Source organism: Streptomyces sp. NBC_00440 (assembly GCF_036014215.1).
Lineage (GTDB): Bacteria > Actinomycetota > Actinomycetes > Streptomycetales > Streptomycetaceae > Streptomyces.
Genome location: NZ_CP107921.1, coordinates 6,974,072 through 6,990,699 on the forward strand (window position 1 = coordinate 6,974,072; position 16,628 = coordinate 6,990,699).

Sequence of the window (16,628 nt, forward strand, 5' to 3'; positions counted from 1 at the left end):
CTGAAGGAGCCCCTCCATGGGACCCGACCTGATCAACGGCATCCCCGCGCACGTCCTGTTCGTGCACGTTGTCGTGGTTCTGGTACCGCTGACCGCACTGGCGCTCATTCTGTGCGCCGTGTGGCCCTCGGTCATGCGCCGATTCGGTCTCGCCCTCCCGGTCCTGGCCCTGGTCACTCTGATCAGCGTGCCTCTGACGACACAGGCCGGCGAGTGGCTGGAGCGTCATGTGGAGAGCGACGCGCTGGTCCGCAAACACACCGAACTCGGAGACGAGCTGCTCCCCTGGGTTGTCGCGCTGTTCCTGGTATCCGCAGCGGTGTGGTGGTTCTACCGCCGCGCCTCCCACAACTCGGCCGACGCAGCTGGATCCACCGGCATCACCGTGGCCACGCCGCTGCGTACAGCCGCCGCCGTGCTGTCCCTCGTCATAGGCGTGGGCGCGGCCGTGCAGGTCTACCGAATCGGCGACTCGGGTGCCAAAGCCGCCTGGCACGACGGCTACTCCGCCACCGCTCACTCCGATCACAGCTGACACCAACCATCGAGCAGGACGACCGCTACGGGCCGTGGTCAACCGTCACGTTGCGACAGGGAGCCACCGATCGCACGCTGGGGATAATCGCAGTCTGCGCAGAGTCACTTCCAACCACCCGCGCCGGGCCGAAGTCAGGGGCACATCTCGACGCGGGCCACTCCGTGCTCCTGAAGGGCGGCCGGGCGCGCCTGATGGATATGCCGAATCTGTTGCGGGCGAGACGGCCGAGCACGCCAACCCCTGCCCACAGGGGAGGTTGAGCCATTCCGCTGCGGGCCACACTTCGTGCCCGCAGCGGGTAGCAAGGGGTGACGGGCAATCGATAGCCTGCTCGGAGATGAGGTGAACAGGCCGGCGGGACCGAACTCCCCAGATTCTTCCCAGGCTCGATGGTGAGCCGTGGTCGGTTCGTTCACAGGCGTAACTAGCAAGGGAACGTGCCATGTTCACCACTCGGCCGACTCTGCAGGGCACCTTCGGCATGGTGTCATCCACCCACTGGCTCGCCTCGCAGTCCGCGATGGCCGTTCTGGAGGACGGCGGGAACGCCTATGACGCCGCCGTCGCCGCCGGCTTCGTCCTGCATGTCGTCGAGCCGCACCTCAACGGGCCGGCCGGCGAGGTGCCCGCTGTCATAGCCCCGGCCGGCGGCGAGGTCCGGGTGCTCTGCGGGCAGGGCCCCGCCCCCGCGGGCGCGACCGCCGCGCACTACCGCTCGCTCGGTCTCGACCTGGTCCCCGGCACCGGACCGCTGGCCGCCGCGGTGCCCGGAGCCTTCGACGCCTGGATGCTGCTGCTCCGCGACCACGGCACCAAGTCCCTCGCCGACGTCCTGAAGTACGCCATCGGTTACGCCGATGACGGACACGCGCCCGTCGAGCGGGTCGGCCAGACCGTCGAGACCGTACGGGAACTCTTCGAGACCGAGTGGCGGTCCTCCGCCGATGTGTACCTCCCCGGCGGCAGGTCGCCGGCGCCCGGAGAGCTGTTCCGCAACCCCGCGCTCGCCGCGACCTGGCGCCGGCTGATCGCCGAGGCCACCGCTGGATCGCAGGACCGGGCCGGCGAGATCGACGCCGCCCGCGCGGTCTGGCGCGAGGGCTTCATCGCCGAGGCGCTGGTACGCCAGTCGCAGCGCCCCACCCAGGACACCAGCGGCGTCCACCACACCGGCACCCTCACCGCGGCCGACCTGGCCGGCTGGTCGGCGTCCTACGAGGCGCCCGTGACGTACGACTGGAACGGCTGGACCCTCTGCAAGGCCGGCGGCTGGAGCCAGGGCCCCGTCTTCCTCCAGCAGCTCGCCCTGCTCCCCGAGGAGCTTCCCCGGTACGGGTCCGCCGACTACGTCCACCTGCTCGTCGAGGGCTGCAAACTGGCGATGGCCGACCGGGAGGCCTGGTACGGCGACGCCGGGGACGTACCGCTCGACACGCTCCTCTCCGACGCGTACAACGCGGAGCGCCGCGCCCTGATCACCGGCGAGGCCTCGCACGAACTGCGCCCCGGCAGCCCCGACGGCCGCGCGCCCCGGCTCAGCAGGCAGGCCACCGCCGTGGCGGCGGGTGAGCCCGGATTCGACGCCCTGGGAATCTCCGCGGCGGGGGCGGGCGAGCCGACCGTCGCCAAGAACGGCGCCACCCGTGGCGACACCTGCCACCTCGACATCGTCGACCGCTGGGGGAACATGATCTCCGCGACCCCGAGCGGCGGCTGGCTCCAGTCCAACCCGGTGGTGCCCGAACTGGGCTTCCCGCTCGGCAACCGGCTCCAGATGGCCTGGCTGGACGAGGGACTGCCGAACTCGCTCACCCCCGGCTGCCGTCCGCGCACCACCCTCACCCCCTCACTCGCCCTGCGCGACGGTGTGCCGGTGCTCGCCTTCGGAACGCCGGGCGGCGACCAGCAGGACCAGTGGCAGCTGCACTTCTTCCTCGCCGTCGCGCTGACCGCCACGGTCCGCGGCGGCCTGGACCTCCAGGGCGCGATCGACGCCCCGAACTGGCACAACGACTCCTTCCCCAGCTCCTTCTACCCGCGCGCCATGCGGCCCGGCAGCGTCACCGTCGAGTCGCGGATCGGGGAGGGGGCCATCGCGGAGCTGCGCCGCCGCGGGCACGACGTCACCGTCGGCGACGCCTGGTCGGAGGGGAGGCTGTGCGCGGTCGCCCGCGATCCGCGGACCGGGGTGCTGAGCGCCGCTGCGAACCCGCGCGGTATGCAGGGTTACGCCGTCGGTCGCTGAACCGGTGCGGTCCCTTCACCGGGGTGTGCTGAGATGGAGGCATGACCGAACAGCTTCTGGCCAGGGATTTGACCGAGGTCGAGGCGGTGGTCCGCGAGGCGGCCGCCGCCGAGATCCTGCCGCGTTTCCGGCAGCTCGCCGCGCACGAGATCGCCGAGAAGAGCGGTCCGCACGACCTGGTGACCGTGGCCGACCGCGGCGCCGAGGAACACCTCACGGCCGCCCTCACCGCACTGCTGCCGGGCTCGGTGGTGGTCGGTGAGGAGGCCGTGGCGGCCGACCCGTCCACGTACGAGGCGATACGGGGCGACGCGCCCGTCTGGATCGTCGACCCGGTCGACGGCACCCGCCAGTTCGTGCGCGGTGAAGCGGGCTTCTGCACCCTGGTGGCGCTCGCCCACCGCGGCGAACTCCTCGCCTCCTGGACGTACGCCGCGGCGCTCGACGAGATGGCCGTTGCCGTACGGGGTGGTGGCGCCCGCCTCAACGGGGAACCACTCCTGGCGGGCTCACCCGCACCCGGCGCCGAACTCCAAGTGGCCACCTCGCACCCGGACTTCACCACACCCGAGCAGAAGAGCTCGCTGCTCGCCCTGCGCACCGAAGGCATCCGCACCAGGCCGTGCGGTTCGGCGGGCCTGGAGTATCTGGCCGTCGCCGGGGGAACCCTCGACGCGGTGGCGTTCAACTGGGAACTGGCGTGGGACCACGCGGCAGGTCTGCTCCTGGTGGAGGAGGCGGGCGGCGCCCATCTGACGTTCACGGGCGAGCCGTTCCGCGTCACCGGCGGCAACGCGCTGCCGTTCACAGCCGCCCGCGACGCGGCCACGGCCCACCGGGTGCATCAGTTGCTGGCGGCGGGGGCCTGAGGCGCGGACTCACTGTCGCGGGGCCGCCTCTCCGGCCCCGGTCAGGGAGCGCGCCCCGGCCACCTCGACCATGGGGGAGAACAGACCGAGGAGGCGCAGGGTGTCGCCGTGGCTGCGGTCGTCGGCGCCCGCACAGGCGTCCGCCACGACTGTGACCGCCCGCCCCGCGTCCGCCGCTGCCAGGGCGGTGGCCAGGACGCAGCAGTCCGTGGCGACACCGCACAGCACCAGCGGGGCGCCGGCGGTGAGCACCGCCAGCTCCTCGCCCCACTTGCCGAATGTGGGCAGCGAGACCACCGGTGCTCCGTCGGGGAGCTGCCGCGTGAGCCCCCACAGCGGCGAGCCGGGCGGCCGGCGCATCGTGCTCCAGCGGTCGTAATAGCGGGCCCACTGGCCAGGTTCGGCCGGGTCGGGTACGAAGCGGGTGTGGACGGTGCGGCCGGCGAACCGCTCGCACAGCGCGTCGATGACCGGCTCGATCTGTGCGTAGCGGGGCACCGACCACGCGCTGCCGGGCTCGGCGAAGGCCCGCTGCATGTCGATGACGACGAGCCAGGGCGCGGGCGCGGATTCCCCGGCCGAGCCGGCTTGTTCCCCGGCCGGACCGGCTTGTTCCCCGGTCTGTCCGGCTTGTTCAGAGGGCGGCGGCATCGAGCTGCCCGCCGTCGTAGAAGCCGCCCGCGCTGTAGATCAGGGGTGGCCGTTCGGAGTGGGCGGCCTGGGTGACCCGTCCGATGAAGATGGTGTGCGTACTGGTCTGCAGGCGTTCCTGGATCCGTGCCTCCAGTACGGCCGCACTGCTGTCGATCAGCGGCGAGCCGTTGGCCCCGGCGGTCCAGCGCAGCTCAGCGAACTTGTCGTCGCCCTTGCCCGCGAAGACCGTCGCCACCGGCAGCTGGTCGGAGGCCAGGATGCTGATGCCCATGTGGTCCGCGCGGAAGAGCGGTTCATAGGTGGATGAGGTCCGCTGGACGCAGACCATGACCAGCGGGGGGCTCAGCGAGATGCTGGAGAAGGCGTTGACGGCAAGGCCGCGCGGCCGTTCGCCGTCCATCGTGGTCACGATGGTGACCCCGGTGATGAACTTGCGGTGCAGCCCCTTCACATCGGACTCGGCCACTTCCGCTGCCGGCCGGTTGTCGGCGGTCGTGCTCATGACGCCACCACCGATCGTGCGTGACGCCCCGGGGCCTCGGCCGCCGCCGGTGCGGGAGCCTCGGCCCGCGCGCTGTCCAGCGGAATGATCCCCAGGGCGGTCAGCAGCTGACGGGGGTCCCAGGTCACCCACTCCTCGGCGACCATGCCGTCCTCGATACGGGAGAACGTGGCGCCGGAGACCGTGACGGTCCGGCCGGTCGGCGGTACGTCCATCAGACGGCCGGTGTGCGTGCCCCTGCTGACCCAGCGGGTCGCCACGCGGTCCCCCTCGACCACGCAGTCCTCGATCACGGTGACCAGATCGGGGAAGCCCGCACGGCACGCGGTGATGTTGGCCTTGAGATCCGCCGCGTCCTGCGCGGTGCGCCCGTGCCGCCGGTAGCCGTCGGCCAGGACCGTGTCGAGTGCGTCGACCTCGCCGCGCTGCCAGGCCGCGCCCCAGGCCGCGGCGATGCGCTCCCTGATGTCGGTGCTTCCGGTACCCATACGTCGTCCACCGTGTCCTTTCCGGAGGAGCCGGGCCCCGGGGATGATCCGCCGGTCCCGCTCCGCCGTGCACTGCTCTTGTGTGGCAGGACGCTATGAATGCTCCTCTTGCATGTCAAGAGATCGCCCCGTTCTTGCTGTCTTCGCGGCCTCAACTCCGTTGTTCTGTACGGATATAGAGGCTATGTCACAGTGAAAGGGGCCGTTCTGAAAAACGTCATTCCGAGTCTTGACGACTGAAAGAGCGGACACCTACGGTCTGTTGTATGCCAGCAGCTGCTGGCCGGCACAGAGAGGCAGGTCCATGCGTTTCTCGATCTTTCACGCGCTCGGCGCTCCTGGGCAGCTCGGCGAGTACCACCGTCTGATGCGGGAGGCGCGCGAGTTCGCGGTCGCTGCCGAGGACGCGGGTTTCTGGTCGGTCTGGTACACCGAGCACCACTTCGGCCACGAGGGCCAGGAGCTGACGCCCAACCCCGTCCTGATGGGTACGGACATCGCCGCGCGGACCGAGCGCATCCGCATCGGCCAGGCCGCCAATATCGTCACCTTCTGGCATCCGCTGCGCCTCGCCGAGGACCTGGCACTGCTCGACCAGCTCTCCGGCGGGCGCGTCGAGGTCGGGGTGGGCCGCGGTCTTTACGGCCGCGAGGCGATGAACCTCAACCCGCAGGCGGACCCGCGCGACCAGGAGCAGAACCGCGCCCTGTTCGAGGAGACCCTGGAGATCCTGAAGAAGGCGTGGACCGGCGAGTTCTTCGAACACCACGGCCGCTTCTACGACTTCCCGGCCCCCGGCCTGAAGTGGAGCCACCCGCTCTCCCCGGCCACCGAGGACTTCACCACGGACGGTGAGATAGCCAAGCTGGCCGTCACCCCTGCCCCGTACCAGCGCCCGCACCCGCCGATGTGGCAGGTCGTGGACTCGCCCCGGTCCATCGAGTCCTGTGCCAGGAACGGGATCCAGGGCATCCTCTGGCTGCCGCCGGTCTCGGCGCTCAAGGGACGCTTCGACCTGTACCGGCGGGCCGCCACCGAGGCGACCGGCCGTGAGCACGCCCTCGGCGAGGGACTCGCCCTGGTACGCGACGTCTATGTCGCCGACACCATGGAGCAGGCCAGGGAGGAGTTCCAGGAGGCGCTCCTGCAGACCTACCGGTGGGTCACGCACTGGCGGGGTCTGTCCAACCTCATGGAGGAGGGCGAGGAGCTGACCGATGAGCACGAGCTGAGCTTCGACTTCCTCCAGGACCGCAACCTGCTGGTGGGCACCCCGGACTACGTCGCCGAGAAGATCAGCGAACTCCAGGACGAGATCAACCTGGAGCATCTGATGCTCTGGACCACCCACCCCGGACTGCCGCACAAGCACGCCATGCGCAGTCTGGAGCTCTTCTCCGAGCAGGTGATGCCCCGCTTCACCTCGGAGACGGGCACCTCGGAGCTGAGCACCGCCGGGACGAGCGGCGCGGGCCGCTCGTGACCGTCATCCGGCGCATCGTCTCCTCCTGCGAGGACTTCGTCAGCGAACTGGGCGAGCCCGTCGCCACGACCGTCCGGCGCGGCGCCGTCGCGGTGGTCGTGCGCAACCCCTGGGCAGGCCGCGGCACCGTGCCCGACCTGTCGGCCGAGGCCCGCGAACTCGCCCCGGTCCTGGCCCGGGAGATCACTTCCCGACTGACCGCCATGCTCGGTGGCGCGGACGCCATCGAGTCCTTCGGCAAGGCTGCCGTCGTCGGCCTGGACGGCGAGAGCGAGCACGGCGGCGCCCTGATCCACACCCCGTACTTCGGCAATGTCGTCCGCGAGATCCTCGAAGGCACCTCGATCATCGCCTTCAGCGAGGAGCAGGCCCCGGCGGGCACCACGGTCACGGTCCCCATCTGGCACAAGACCGCAGCGGCGACCCGCTCGCACTACGCCGCCACCCGGATCAGGGTCCCCGACGGTCCCCGCGCCGACGAGTTGGTCATCGTCGCGGCGGCGGCCACCGGGCCGCGCCCCAACGCCCGGATCGGGGACCGGCGCACCGACCCCGTAGTGACCCTGGCGACCCTGGAAACCCCCGAGAGGACCCCATGAACATCCGTAAGATCGTCACCCTCGTGGACGAGATCCACACCGAGGGCGGCGCCCCCGTCGAACCCGCCGCCCGTACCGCTGTGGTCGCGGCCGTCATCGACAACCCCTGGGCCGGCCAGGGCTTCGTCCAGGACCTCGGCCCCGGTATCGAGGCGACCGCGTCCGAACTCGGCGCGCTGCTGGCCCCGTTGGTCGTCAAGGCGCTCGGCGGGACCGTCGAGGCCTACGGTAAGGCGGCCATCGTCGGCCTGGACGGTGAGACCGAGCACGGCTCGGCGCTGATCCACACGCTGAAGTTCGGCAACCACTTCCGGGACGCGACGGCCGCCACCACCCTGCTCCCCGCGGTGGAGAAGCGCGCCGGGGCGGCCGCGGTCTTCGACATCCCGCTGAAGCACATCACCGACGCCACCATCCGCTCGCACCACCAGACCATGGAGGTCCGCATCCCCGACGCGCCGCGCGCCGGTGAGATCGTCGTCGCGCTGGCCGCCGCCGCCCAGGGCCGCCCGCAGGCCCGCCTCGCGCCCCTGGCGACCGAGCAGTGATCGGATACGAGGACCACGGCAGCGGCACGGACCTCGTGCTGCTGCACGGGGTCGGTCTCGACCGGCACATGTGGGACCGCTGCCTTCCGGCGCTCGCGGCCCGCCACCGTACGCGGGCCGTCGATCTGCGCGGCCACGCCGGTTCACCGCCGGCCGCGCCCGGGATCACCCTGGACGACCTCGCCACCGACGTCCTGGACACCCTCGAAGGCCCCTCCCACCTCGTCGGGTTCTCGCTCGGCGCCCTGGTGGCGACCCGGGCCGCCCTGCTGCGCCCGGCCGCCGTGGCGTCCCTGACCCTGGTCTCATCGGTGGCCCGCCGCACGCCCGAGGAGAGCCGGGACGTGGCCGGCCGGCTCGAACGTGCCCGGGAGGACTTCCCCGGCTCGGTGGACGCGGCGATCGACCGCTGGTTCACCCGGGAGTGGCAGGTGGCCGAGCCCGGCCTGGTCGAAGAGGTCAGGGCGACCCTGCTGAGCCAGAACCACGTCTCATACCTGGCCTGTTACGAGGTGTTCACCCGCGCCGACGCCGAGCTGTGGCCCCAGCTGCCGTCGCTCACGGTGCCGACGCTCGCCGTCACCGGCGGCGCCGACCCCGGCTCGACCGAGGCGATGACCCGGGCGCTGGCCGGCGCCGTACCCGGGGCGCGGGCCGCGGTCATTCCCGGCGCCCGGCATCTGCTCGCGCTGGAAGCGCCGGACCGGCTCACCGACGAGATCATCCGACACACCACGGAGGTGGACCGTGACCGCACCGCGGCTCCCGCGTCATGACCACTACATCAACGGCGCCCGGGTACAGCCCGCGAGCGGCGCCTATCTGTCCAGCGTCAACCCGACGACCGCCGAGGTCTGGTACGAGACGGCGCGCGGCGACGCCACCGACGCCGACCGCGCCGTCCGGGCCGCGCGCGCCGCGTTCGAGGATCCGGCCTGGCGCGATCTGACGGCGACCCGGCGCGGCGCGCTGCTGCGCAGGCTCGCCGAACTCATCGGCGAGCACGGCGAGGAACTGGCCCGTACCGAGACGCTGGACAACGGCAAACTGCTCAGCGAGATGCGCGCCCAGCTGGCCAGCCTGCCGGAGTACGTGCACTACTACGCGGGTCTGGCCGACAAGGTGCACGGCAGCACCATCCCGGCCTCCCGCCGGGAGATACTCAACTACACGGTGCGCGAACCGCTCGGTGTGGTCGTGGCCATCACCCCGTGGAACTCTCCGCTGCTGCTGACCATCACCAAGCTGGCGCCCGCGCTGGCGGCCGGGAACACCGTCGTCGTCAAGCCGTCCGAGCACACCTCAGCCTCGCTGCTCCAGCTCGCTCCGCTCCTTGAGAAGGCCGGCTTCCCGCCCGGTGTCGTCAACGTCGTCACCGGTTACGGGGACGAGGTCGGCACGCCGCTGGTGGAGCATCCGCTGGTCGCCAAGGTCACGTTCACCGGCAGCACCCGCACCGGGTCGCGGATCGCGGCGAGCTGCGGCTCCCGGTTCGTCCGCACCACGCTGGAGCTGGGCGGCAAGTCGCCCAACATCGTCTTCGGCGACGCGGATGTGGCGAACGCGTCGGTCGGTATCGTCGCCGGAGTGTTCGCCGCCGCGGGGCAGACCTGTGTGGCGGGCAGCCGGGTCTACGCCCAACAGGCCGTCTACGACGAGGTGGTGGAGCGGGTGGCGGCGCGGGCCGACGCGATCCGGCTCGGCGACCCGCTGGACCCGGCGACCCAGCTCGGGCCGCTGGCGATCGAGAGCCAGCGCGACAAGGTGGAGGAGTACGTCGCCGTGGGCCGGGCGGAGGGCGCGGTGACCGTTGCGGGCGGCAGCCGGCCCGAACCCGGCGGGCTCGGCGGTCTTGACGGGTTCTTCTACCGTCCCACCGCCTTCGTCGGGGCCGACAACAGCATGCGGCTCTGCCGGGAGGAGATCTTCGGACCTGTCGTGGCGATCATGCCCTTCGGGACCGAGGACGAGCTGGTGGGGCTCGCCAACGACACCGACTACGGCCTCGCCGCCGGGCTGTGGACCCGGGACCTGGCCCGCGCACACCGCGTCGCGTCCCGGCTCGACGCCGGCACGGTGTGGGTCAACACCTACCGCTCGATGTCCCCGATGTCGCCGCGCTCCGGCTTCAAGTCCAGCGGGATGGGCGTGGAGCACGGGACCGAGGTGATGGGGGAGTACACCCGGCTCAAGAGCGTCTGGATCAACACGGACGAGGGCCCCGCCGACGACCCGTTCGTCCTGAAGTCCTGATGCCGGTCAGCCCTGAAGCCCTGATGCCGGTCAGCCGGGCTCCCCGCCGTCCGCGGCGGGAGCGGCCCGGTCGAGACCGTCCATCAGCGCCCGGTGGCTCGCCCGTACGTGCTCACGCATCACCCGCTCCGCGCCGTCCCCGTCCTTGGCCCGGATCAGTTCGAGCACATGGTGGTGTTCGGAGTCGGACCGGGTGGGGCGGCCGGGCTGCGCCAGCGAGGTGTGCACCAGGCGCGGGTAGGCGAGCTGGTTCATGAGGGTGCGGTAGTGGTCGGCGAGCTTGGCGTTGTCGGCGCCGCGCATCACCAAGTCGTGGAACTCGTGGACCAGTTCGGCGTAGCCCTCCTGGTTGCCACTGCGCACCGCGGCATCGGCGGTGGACAGATTGGCCTCCAGTGCGTCCAGTTCGGGGACCCGGCCGCGCTGGGCGAGCAGGCGCGCGGCGGCGCCTTCGAGCAGTTCCTTCATCTGGAACAGCTCGGTGATCTCCCGCCGCGACGGCGCGGCGACGAAGGTCCCCACCCGGGGCCGGATATCGACGAGCCCCTCGGTCTGCAGCTGCTTCAGAGCCTCGCGCACCGGGGTGCGGCTGACGCCGAACGCCTCCGCCAGCACGATCTCCGACAGGCTGGTACCGGGGGCGAGTTCGCCGGAGATGATGCGGCCGCGCAGCTCGACGATCACCCGGCTCTGGATGCTCATACCGCTCAGCCGTTGCTTGCGTACGGCGGGGTTGCGGTCGGCCGGGAGCGCACCCTCACTCGAAGACCCGCTCGAAGACTCGCTCGAAGAAGTATCTTGCATGGCACGAACCTAGGGTGCTCTTCCTTGCAGCGTCAAGACGATATCGCGCCGCTGTCGCACCCCGGTGCACCCCTCTGCCCACCCGCGTAAGGCTGTTGGGCGGAGTGCGAACCGGTCCTTGCCGGAACCCTTGACAAGCACACATGGCACTTTCACTCTAACCACTGGCATACAACATGGCAGCAGTCTGTAGGAGGCATGGCATGGACAGTGACAAGCCCGCGCAGCAACCGCCCGACCTGGGGTACCGCGACAGCATCGCCAAGGTGGAGCCGTACGGCGTGGACCACATCCCCGAAGTGGAGCGCCACGGAAAGGCCGGCTCCCAGTTCTCCATCTGGTTCGCCGCAGGACTCAACTTCCCGATCATGCTGCTCGGTTTCAGCGCCGCCGCCCTCGGCCTGTCCATGACCGCCGCGGTCACCGCCATCCTCGCCGGGGCCCTGGTCGGCTCGGCCACGATGGGGATCATGTCCCGGATGGGGGTGCGCCTCGGCGTGCCCCAGCAGATGCAGGCCCGCGGCCCGCTGGGCTTCGTGGGCAATCTGCTGCCCGTGGCGTACATCAATGTCTTCGCGGGCGTCGGCTGGGCCGCCGTCACGGTCATCCTCGGCGGCAAGGCGCTCGGCGTCCTGCTGGGGACCCCGTTCTGGCTCTCGGCCGCGGTGCTGACCGCGCTCCAGCTCACCGTCGCCGTCTTCGGCTACAACATGATCCACTACCTTCAGCGGATCCTGGCCGTCGTGCTGTTCCTGCTCTTCACCCTGGTGACGGTCGTCGCGCTGTACCGGGGCGGCCACTTCCTGGCGGCCAACCCCGGCGCTCCGGGATACATCGGGTCCGCCGGCGGCTGGGTCACGCTCGGCGGCTGGTTCCTGGCCTTCCTCATCGCCTGGCTGCCGTTCGCCTCGGACTACTCGCGCTATCTGCCGGACAGCAAGCGGGTCAGCACCTCCGCCGGCCTGCTGACGGCACTGGGCAACTTCGTCACCCTGTCCTGGCTCGGCATCGCGGGAGTCGTCCTGGCCGGTGCGGCGACCAGCACCGATGACCCGATCCTGGCGCTGAAGGAACTCACCGGGCCGTGGTCCGTCCCGGCGATGCTGGCGATCCTGCTCTCCTCCTTCTCGCAGAACTTCCTCAACGTCTACGGCGGCGCGATCTCCCTCCAGACGCTGGGGCTGCCCCTCAAGCGCTGGCAGAGCGTCACCCTCATCTGCGCCGCCGCCTTCGGCGTCAGCCTGTGGGGAGCCGACGGGATCTACACGTCCTTCGAGGTGTTCCTCAACCTCACCGCCTACTTCGTCGCGCCGTACGTGGCCGTCATCCTGCTCGACTACTTCGTCGGCCCGCGCCGCGACAAGGCGCGGATCCCCGAGCTGTACGAGAAGCGCCGCATCCTGGAGTGGGGCTTCGTGGCCTGGCTGGCCGGGGTCGTCTGCTCGGTGCCCTTCTGGCAGTCGGACCTCTACACAGGACCGGTCGCCGCCGCACATCCGGGCTGGGGCGAGCTGACGTACTACGTGGGGTTCGCCGTGGCCGCAGTGCTCTACCTGCTGACCTACCGCCTGCCACCGCTGTGGCACCGCCGGCCCGCCGCGCTGCCGGAACAGGGGGCCGCGGGGGAGCCGACAGCTGCCGAGAAGGCGACGGGGACGGCGCCCGCGCAGACGCAGGACACGGCGGGCGCGGAGCCGGGCCAGGACAGCTCCCCGGCCGCGGACCAGCACGTACCGGCCAAGCCCTGACGGGCCTCCGCCGCCCTGACTTCGGCCGGCCGGGCCCGTCAGTCGCCGGAGCCGAGCACCGCGCGCACCTCGGCCACCAGGGCGGCCGCCGCCTCCACGGCCGCCGGGTCCAGTGCGCGCAGCGCCGACGACGCCCGCTCGGCGAAGCCGGCCGGAGTCCGAGGCAGGGCGGCGGCCGCGGCCAGCGCGCCCTTCTCGTTGACGCACCAGACACGGTGGTGTGCGTGCAGGGACTGGGCAAGGATGCCGAAAGCCCGGGAGAGGCAGAGCGAGACATGCAAGGTGTCCCCGCCGTCCGCCGACTTGCGGGCCGCGGCCACCGAGAACTCCGCCTCCCAGGCGGCCGCCGTCAGCGCGGCGCGCAGCGGCTCCGGATAGCGGCGCGTCTCCTCGCGCAGCGCCGTCAACTCCCCGGCGGGATCGGCGAGTACGCGGCAGAGCGCCACTTCCCCCGGGTACGCGGGGGACCAGAAGCCGAGCGGATGCCCCGGCTGGACGCCCACCTCGTAACGGCCCTCGCGACACTGCGACCAGACCCGCTGCACCCGGTCGAGGTCGCGCAGGATCCAGTCCACCGCCACCCCGCCGACCGTGAGCCAGGCGCCACCGTCCACCCAGGGGCCCCAGCCGCCGGGGCCTGCCACCTCGACGGGCCGGTCGGCCGTGGCGCACGCGAGCGCGGTGAGGGCCGCTGTGTCCGGGGCGCCGCGGTAGTACAGGCCGAGATCCCAGTCGGAGCCCGGACGCTCGGCGCCCCGCGCGCGGCTTCCGCCGAGGGCTACCGCCGTGATGCCGGGGACGCCGCGGAGTTGCTCGGCCATGGTCTCGATCATCGGATTCATCGGCCGTGACGCTACCCCCGGCCGCACTGTCGGTGCGCGGGAATATCCTGGGGGTCTCTGGCCGTCGGCTGATGAAGGAGCCCGAAGGTGCCGTCGATGCTCGATGCTGTCGTCGTGGGGGCGGGACCCAACGGGCTGACCGCCGCCGTGGAGCTGGCCCGCCGCGGATTCGCCGTCGAGGTCTTCGAGGCCCGGGACACCGTCGGAGGGGGCGCGCGGACCGAGGAGCTCACGCTCCCCGGTTTCCGCCACGATCCCTGCTCCGCCGTCCACCCGCTGGGCGTCGGCTCGCCGGTCTTCAAGACGATGCCGCTCGACCGGTACGGCCTGGAGTGGCTGCACCCCGAACTGCCCATGGCGCACCCCTTCGACGACGGCACCGCAGCTGTGCTGTCCCGGTCGGTCGCCGAGACCGCGGCCTCCTTCGGGCCGCGCGACGCGGGTGCGTACCGGCGGCTCGTCACCCCCTTCCTCGGCCGGTGGGACACGCTGTCCCGGGACTTCATGTCGCTGCCGCTCACCGCGCTGCCGCGTGATCCGCTGACCCTCGCCCGCTTCGGACTGGCCGGTCTCCCGCCGGCCACCTGGCTGATGAAGCGCTTCCGCGACGACCGGGCGCGCGCGCTGTTCGCCGGACTCGTGGCCCATGTCATCGCACCGCTCGACGGCCTCGCCACCAGCGCCGTCGGCCTGACGTTCGCGCTGGCCGCGCACGAGGGCGGCTGGCCGCTGCCGCGTGGCGGCTCGCAGTCCGTCTCCGACGCACTGACCGGGTATCTGCGTGCTCTGGGCGGTGTGGTGCACACCGGCTTCGAGGTGAAGCGGCTCGACGACCTGCCGCCCGCCCGTGCGTACGTCTTCGACACCTCGCCGACGGCCGCCGCGCGCATCGCCGGTCTCGGCCGGGCCTACGACGGATACCGGTACGGGGCGAGCGCCTTCAAGATCGATTACGCACTCGACGGGCCGGTGCCCTGGACGGCGGAGGCCCCCCGGGTCGCCGGGACCGTGCAGATCGGCCCGAGCAGCCGTGAGATCGGTACGGCGCTGCGCCAGGCATCGGGCGGCCGCGCCCCCGGAACACCTTTTCTGATCAGCGCCCAGCCGAGTCTGGTCGACCCGTCCAGGGCGCCCGAAGGCAAGCACGTCTTCTGGACGTACGGACATGTGCCGAACGGCTGGGACGGCGACCTCACCGAGGCCGTCGAGCGGCAGCTCGAACGCTTCGCGCCCGGCTTCCGTGACCGCGTGCTCGCCCGCGCCACCGCGGGACCCGCCGAGCTGTTCGCACGCAACGCGAACTACGTGGGCGGCGACATCGCCTGCGGGGCGGCCTCCGGACTGCAACTGCTCCTGCGCCCCAAGCTCTCGCTGTTCCCTTACACGACCTCGCACCCTGCGGTGTACCTCTGCTCGGCGGCGACCCCGCCAGGACCCGGGGTCCACGGCATGTCGGGCCACAACGCGGCGAAGGCGGTATGGCGGCGGCTGCGCCGGACGTGAGCCGGCAGCATCCCCGGCGAGGGAGATGTCGGATTCTCGCCAGCCGCCGGTACCGGAGGTGGCCGATGCTTGAGCCATGCACACTGACACCGAGCGCTGCGTACGCGCCGTCCAGTCGAAGGACGCCCGCTTCGACGGCTGGTTCTTCACGGCCGTCCTGACCACCAGGATCTACTGCCGTCCCAGCTGCCCGGTCGTGCCGCCCAAGGTCGAGAACATGACCTTCTACCCGAGCGCCGCCGCCTGCCAGCAGGCCGGGTTCCGCGCCTGCAAGCGCTGCCGCCCCGACACCAGCCCCGGATCCCCGGAGTGGAACGCCCGCGCCGATGTCGTGGCCCGCGCCATGCGCCTGATCCGGGACGGCATCGTCGACCGGGAAGGCGTGCCCGGCCTCGCCGGGCGGCTCGGATACTCGACCCGGCAGATCGAGCGCCAGCTCCTGGCCGAGCTCGGTGCCGGCCCGCTCGCACTGGCCCGCGCACAGCGTGCCCAGACGGCGCGCATCCTCATCGAGACGACGGAACTTCCCCTGGCGGACGTGGCGTTCGCCGCCGGGTTCTCCTCCATCCGTACCTTCAACGACACCGTCCGCGAGGTCTTCGCGCTCGCCCCCGGCGAACTGCGCGCCCGCGTCGCCCGCGGCGCGCGACCGCACACCCCGGGCACCATCCCGCTCCGGCTCCCGTTCCGCGCGCCCCTCAACCCGGACAACCTCTTCGGCCACCTCGCGGCGACCGGGGTCCCGGGCGTGGAGGAGTGGCGGGACGGCGCGTACCGCAGAACGCTCTCCCTGCCGTACGGGCACGGCATCGCCGAACTCACGCCCCGGCCCGACCACATCGGCTGTCTGCTCTCGCTCACCGATCTGCGCGACCTCACCCACGCCATCAGCCGCTGCCGCTGGCTGCTCGACCTCGACGCCGATCCGGTGGCCGTCGACGGCGAGCTGCGCAACGACCCGCTGCTGGCTCCGATGGTCGACAAGGCACCGGGCCGGCGGGTGCCCCGTACCGTCGACGCGGCGGAGTTCGCGGTACGGGCGGTGCTGGGCCAGCAGGTGTCGACGGCCGCAGCGCGCACCCACGCCGCCCGGCTCGTCGCCGCGCACGGCGTGCCCGTCGACGACGCCAGGGGCGGCCTCACCCATCTCTTCCCGTCGCCGCAAGCCCTGGCGGCCCTCGACCCGGAGGCCCTGGCGCTGCCCCGCAGCAGGCGCACCACCCTGACCACGCTGGTCGGCGCGCTCGCCGACGGGTCGCTCACGCTCGGACCGGACAGCGACTGGGACGAGGCCCGCGCCAGGCTGCTCGACCTGCCCGGCTTCGGCCCCTGGACGGTCGAGGTCATCGCGATGCGCGCCCTGGGCGACCCCGACGCCTTCCTCCCCACCGACCTGGGCATCCGGCGGGCGGCGGGGGAGCTGGGCCTGCCGTCGACACCTGCCGCGCTCACCGCCAGGGCCGCGGCCTGGCGGCCCTGGCGGGCGTACGCCGTGCAGTACCTGTGGGCCACCGACTCCCACCCCATCAACCAGCTGCCCGTCTGACTCCCG

16 protein-coding genes are annotated in these 16,628 nt (G+C 71.8%); 11 read left to right on the forward strand and 5 right to left on the reverse strand.

Translation table 11 applies throughout. The annotated features are described in order from the left end of the window. The first annotated feature begins 16 nt into the window (after window positions 1-16). The 3 genes from OHB13_RS31115 to OHB13_RS31125 all read left to right on the forward strand — a co-directional run bounded on the left by OHB13_RS31115 (window position 17) and on the right by OHB13_RS31125 (window position 3,652). The gene (locus OHB13_RS31115; protein ID WP_328379276.1) at window positions 17-535 is read left to right on the forward strand and encodes a DUF2231 domain-containing protein; all 519 of its coding nucleotides are present in this window, start codon (window positions 17-19) and stop codon (window positions 533-535) included. 445 nt (window positions 536-980) lie between these two features. Continuing rightward, window positions 981-2,783, forward strand: a complete 1,803-nt coding sequence (locus tag OHB13_RS31120) for a gamma-glutamyltransferase family protein (protein ID WP_328379277.1) — start codon at window positions 981-983, stop codon at window positions 2,781-2,783. 41 nt (window positions 2,784-2,824) lie between these two features. After that, window positions 2,825-3,652 carry an inositol monophosphatase family protein gene (locus OHB13_RS31125; RefSeq protein WP_328379278.1) on the forward strand — a complete coding sequence of 276 codons (828 nt, stop codon included), beginning with the start codon at window positions 2,825-2,827 and terminating at the stop codon, window positions 3,650-3,652. Window positions 3,653-3,661: 9 nt separating this feature from the next. Here the strand turns inward: OHB13_RS31125 and OHB13_RS31130 are convergent, their stop codons facing one another. From OHB13_RS31130 to OHB13_RS31140, 3 genes are read right to left on the reverse strand one after another with little or no spacing between them, the layout of a single operon-like run. After that, entirely contained in the window at window positions 3,662-4,303 is a 642-nt protein-coding gene (locus OHB13_RS31130) for a cysteine hydrolase family protein (protein ID WP_328379279.1), read from the reverse strand. After that, complete coding sequence (locus OHB13_RS31135; RefSeq protein WP_328379280.1) at window positions 4,287-4,808, reverse strand: flavin reductase family protein; 522 nt, start codon at window positions 4,806-4,808, stop codon at window positions 4,287-4,289. The genes OHB13_RS31130 and OHB13_RS31135 overlap by 17 nt, the downstream gene beginning before the upstream one ends. After that, window positions 4,805-5,296 (reverse strand): ester cyclase, encoded by a 492-nt coding sequence (locus tag OHB13_RS31140; RefSeq protein ID WP_328379281.1) that lies wholly within the window; start codon window positions 5,294-5,296, stop codon window positions 4,805-4,807. The genes OHB13_RS31135 and OHB13_RS31140 overlap by 4 nt, the downstream gene beginning before the upstream one ends. 304 nt (window positions 5,297-5,600) lie before the next feature. Here OHB13_RS31140 and OHB13_RS31145 point away from each other — a divergent pair, with 304 nt between their 5' ends. The 5 genes from OHB13_RS31145 to OHB13_RS31165 are packed head-to-tail and all read left to right on the forward strand — an operon-like array spanning window position 5,601 to window position 10,179. Further along, on the forward strand, window positions 5,601-6,779 hold the full coding sequence (locus OHB13_RS31145) for an LLM class flavin-dependent oxidoreductase (RefSeq protein WP_328379282.1): 1,179 nt from the start codon (window positions 5,601-5,603) through the stop codon (window positions 6,777-6,779). Beyond that, the gene (locus tag OHB13_RS31150) at window positions 6,776-7,378 is read left to right on the forward strand and encodes an amino acid synthesis family protein (protein ID WP_266851442.1); all 603 of its coding nucleotides are present in this window, start codon (window positions 6,776-6,778) and stop codon (window positions 7,376-7,378) included. Before OHB13_RS31145 ends, OHB13_RS31150 begins: the two co-directional genes overlap by 4 nt. Then, window positions 7,375-7,926 carry an amino acid synthesis family protein gene (locus tag OHB13_RS31155; RefSeq protein WP_328379283.1) on the forward strand — a complete coding sequence of 184 codons (552 nt, stop codon included), beginning with the start codon at window positions 7,375-7,377 and terminating at the stop codon, window positions 7,924-7,926. Before OHB13_RS31150 ends, OHB13_RS31155 begins: the two co-directional genes overlap by 4 nt. Continuing rightward, window positions 7,923-8,702 carry an alpha/beta fold hydrolase gene (locus OHB13_RS31160; RefSeq protein ID WP_266851438.1) on the forward strand — a complete coding sequence of 260 codons (780 nt, stop codon included), beginning with the start codon at window positions 7,923-7,925 and terminating at the stop codon, window positions 8,700-8,702. Before OHB13_RS31155 ends, OHB13_RS31160 begins: the two co-directional genes overlap by 4 nt. Next, window positions 8,674-10,179, forward strand: a complete 1,506-nt coding sequence (locus OHB13_RS31165; RefSeq protein ID WP_328379284.1) for an aldehyde dehydrogenase — start codon at window positions 8,674-8,676, stop codon at window positions 10,177-10,179. Before OHB13_RS31160 ends, OHB13_RS31165 begins: the two co-directional genes overlap by 29 nt. A 30-nt stretch (window positions 10,180-10,209) precedes the next feature. On the opposite strand, the gene OHB13_RS31170 is transcribed toward OHB13_RS31165, so the two are convergent. Continuing rightward, window positions 10,210-10,983 carry a GntR family transcriptional regulator gene (locus tag OHB13_RS31170; RefSeq protein WP_328379285.1) on the reverse strand — a complete coding sequence of 258 codons (774 nt, stop codon included), beginning with the start codon at window positions 10,981-10,983 and terminating at the stop codon, window positions 10,210-10,212. Window positions 10,984-11,186: 203 nt separating this feature from the next. Between OHB13_RS31170 and OHB13_RS31175 the strand changes: the two genes are divergently transcribed. After that, window positions 11,187-12,731 (forward strand): purine-cytosine permease family protein, encoded by a 1,545-nt coding sequence (locus tag OHB13_RS31175; RefSeq protein WP_328379286.1) that lies wholly within the window; start codon window positions 11,187-11,189, stop codon window positions 12,729-12,731. A gap of 38 nt (window positions 12,732-12,769) precedes the next feature. On the opposite strand, the gene OHB13_RS31180 is transcribed toward OHB13_RS31175, so the two are convergent. Further along, window positions 12,770-13,573, reverse strand: a complete 804-nt coding sequence (locus tag OHB13_RS31180; RefSeq protein WP_328379287.1) for a nucleotidyltransferase domain-containing protein — start codon at window positions 13,571-13,573, stop codon at window positions 12,770-12,772. A gap of 87 nt (window positions 13,574-13,660) precedes the next feature. Between OHB13_RS31180 and OHB13_RS31185 the strand changes: the two genes are divergently transcribed. Both OHB13_RS31185 and OHB13_RS31190 read left to right on the forward strand, forming a co-directional pair. After that, window positions 13,661-15,076 carry a phytoene desaturase family protein gene (locus tag OHB13_RS31185; protein WP_328379288.1) on the forward strand — a complete coding sequence of 472 codons (1,416 nt, stop codon included), beginning with the start codon at window positions 13,661-13,663 and terminating at the stop codon, window positions 15,074-15,076. A gap of 76 nt (window positions 15,077-15,152) precedes the next feature. Beyond that, window positions 15,153-16,622, forward strand: a complete 1,470-nt coding sequence (locus tag OHB13_RS31190) for an AlkA N-terminal domain-containing protein (RefSeq protein ID WP_328379289.1) — start codon at window positions 15,153-15,155, stop codon at window positions 16,620-16,622. Window positions 16,623-16,628: the final 6 nt, after the last annotated feature.

What these genes read in the sequence shown, in the direction of transcription:
- OHB13_RS31115 (WP_328379276.1), top strand. Translation starts at nt 17, where the DNA reads ATGGGACCCGACCTGATCAACGGCATCCCCGCGCACGTCCTGTTCGTG.
- OHB13_RS31120 (WP_328379277.1), top strand. Translation starts at nt 981, where the DNA reads ATGTTCACCACTCGGCCGACTCTGCAGGGCACCTTCGGCATGGTGTCA.
- OHB13_RS31125 (WP_328379278.1), top strand. Translation starts at nt 2,825, where the DNA reads ATGACCGAACAGCTTCTGGCCAGGGATTTGACCGAGGTCGAGGCGGTG.
- OHB13_RS31130 (WP_328379279.1), bottom strand. Translation starts at nt 4,303, where the DNA reads ATGCCGCCGCCCTCTGAACAAGCCGGACAGACCGGGGAACAAGCCGGT.
- OHB13_RS31135 (WP_328379280.1), bottom strand. Translation starts at nt 4,808, where the DNA reads ATGAGCACGACCGCCGACAACCGGCCGGCAGCGGAAGTGGCCGAGTCC.
- OHB13_RS31140 (WP_328379281.1), bottom strand. Translation starts at nt 5,296, where the DNA reads ATGGGTACCGGAAGCACCGACATCAGGGAGCGCATCGCCGCGGCCTGG.
- OHB13_RS31145 (WP_328379282.1), top strand. Translation starts at nt 5,601, where the DNA reads ATGCGTTTCTCGATCTTTCACGCGCTCGGCGCTCCTGGGCAGCTCGGC.
- OHB13_RS31155 (WP_328379283.1), top strand. Translation starts at nt 7,375, where the DNA reads ATGAACATCCGTAAGATCGTCACCCTCGTGGACGAGATCCACACCGAG.
- OHB13_RS31170 (WP_328379285.1), bottom strand. Translation starts at nt 10,983, where the DNA reads ATGCAAGATACTTCTTCGAGCGAGTCTTCGAGCGGGTCTTCGAGTGAG.
- OHB13_RS31175 (WP_328379286.1), top strand. Translation starts at nt 11,187, where the DNA reads ATGGACAGTGACAAGCCCGCGCAGCAACCGCCCGACCTGGGGTACCGC.
- OHB13_RS31180 (WP_328379287.1), bottom strand. Translation starts at nt 13,573, where the DNA reads ATGAATCCGATGATCGAGACCATGGCCGAGCAACTCCGCGGCGTCCCC.
- OHB13_RS31190 (WP_328379289.1), top strand. Translation starts at nt 15,153, where the DNA reads ATGCACACTGACACCGAGCGCTGCGTACGCGCCGTCCAGTCGAAGGAC.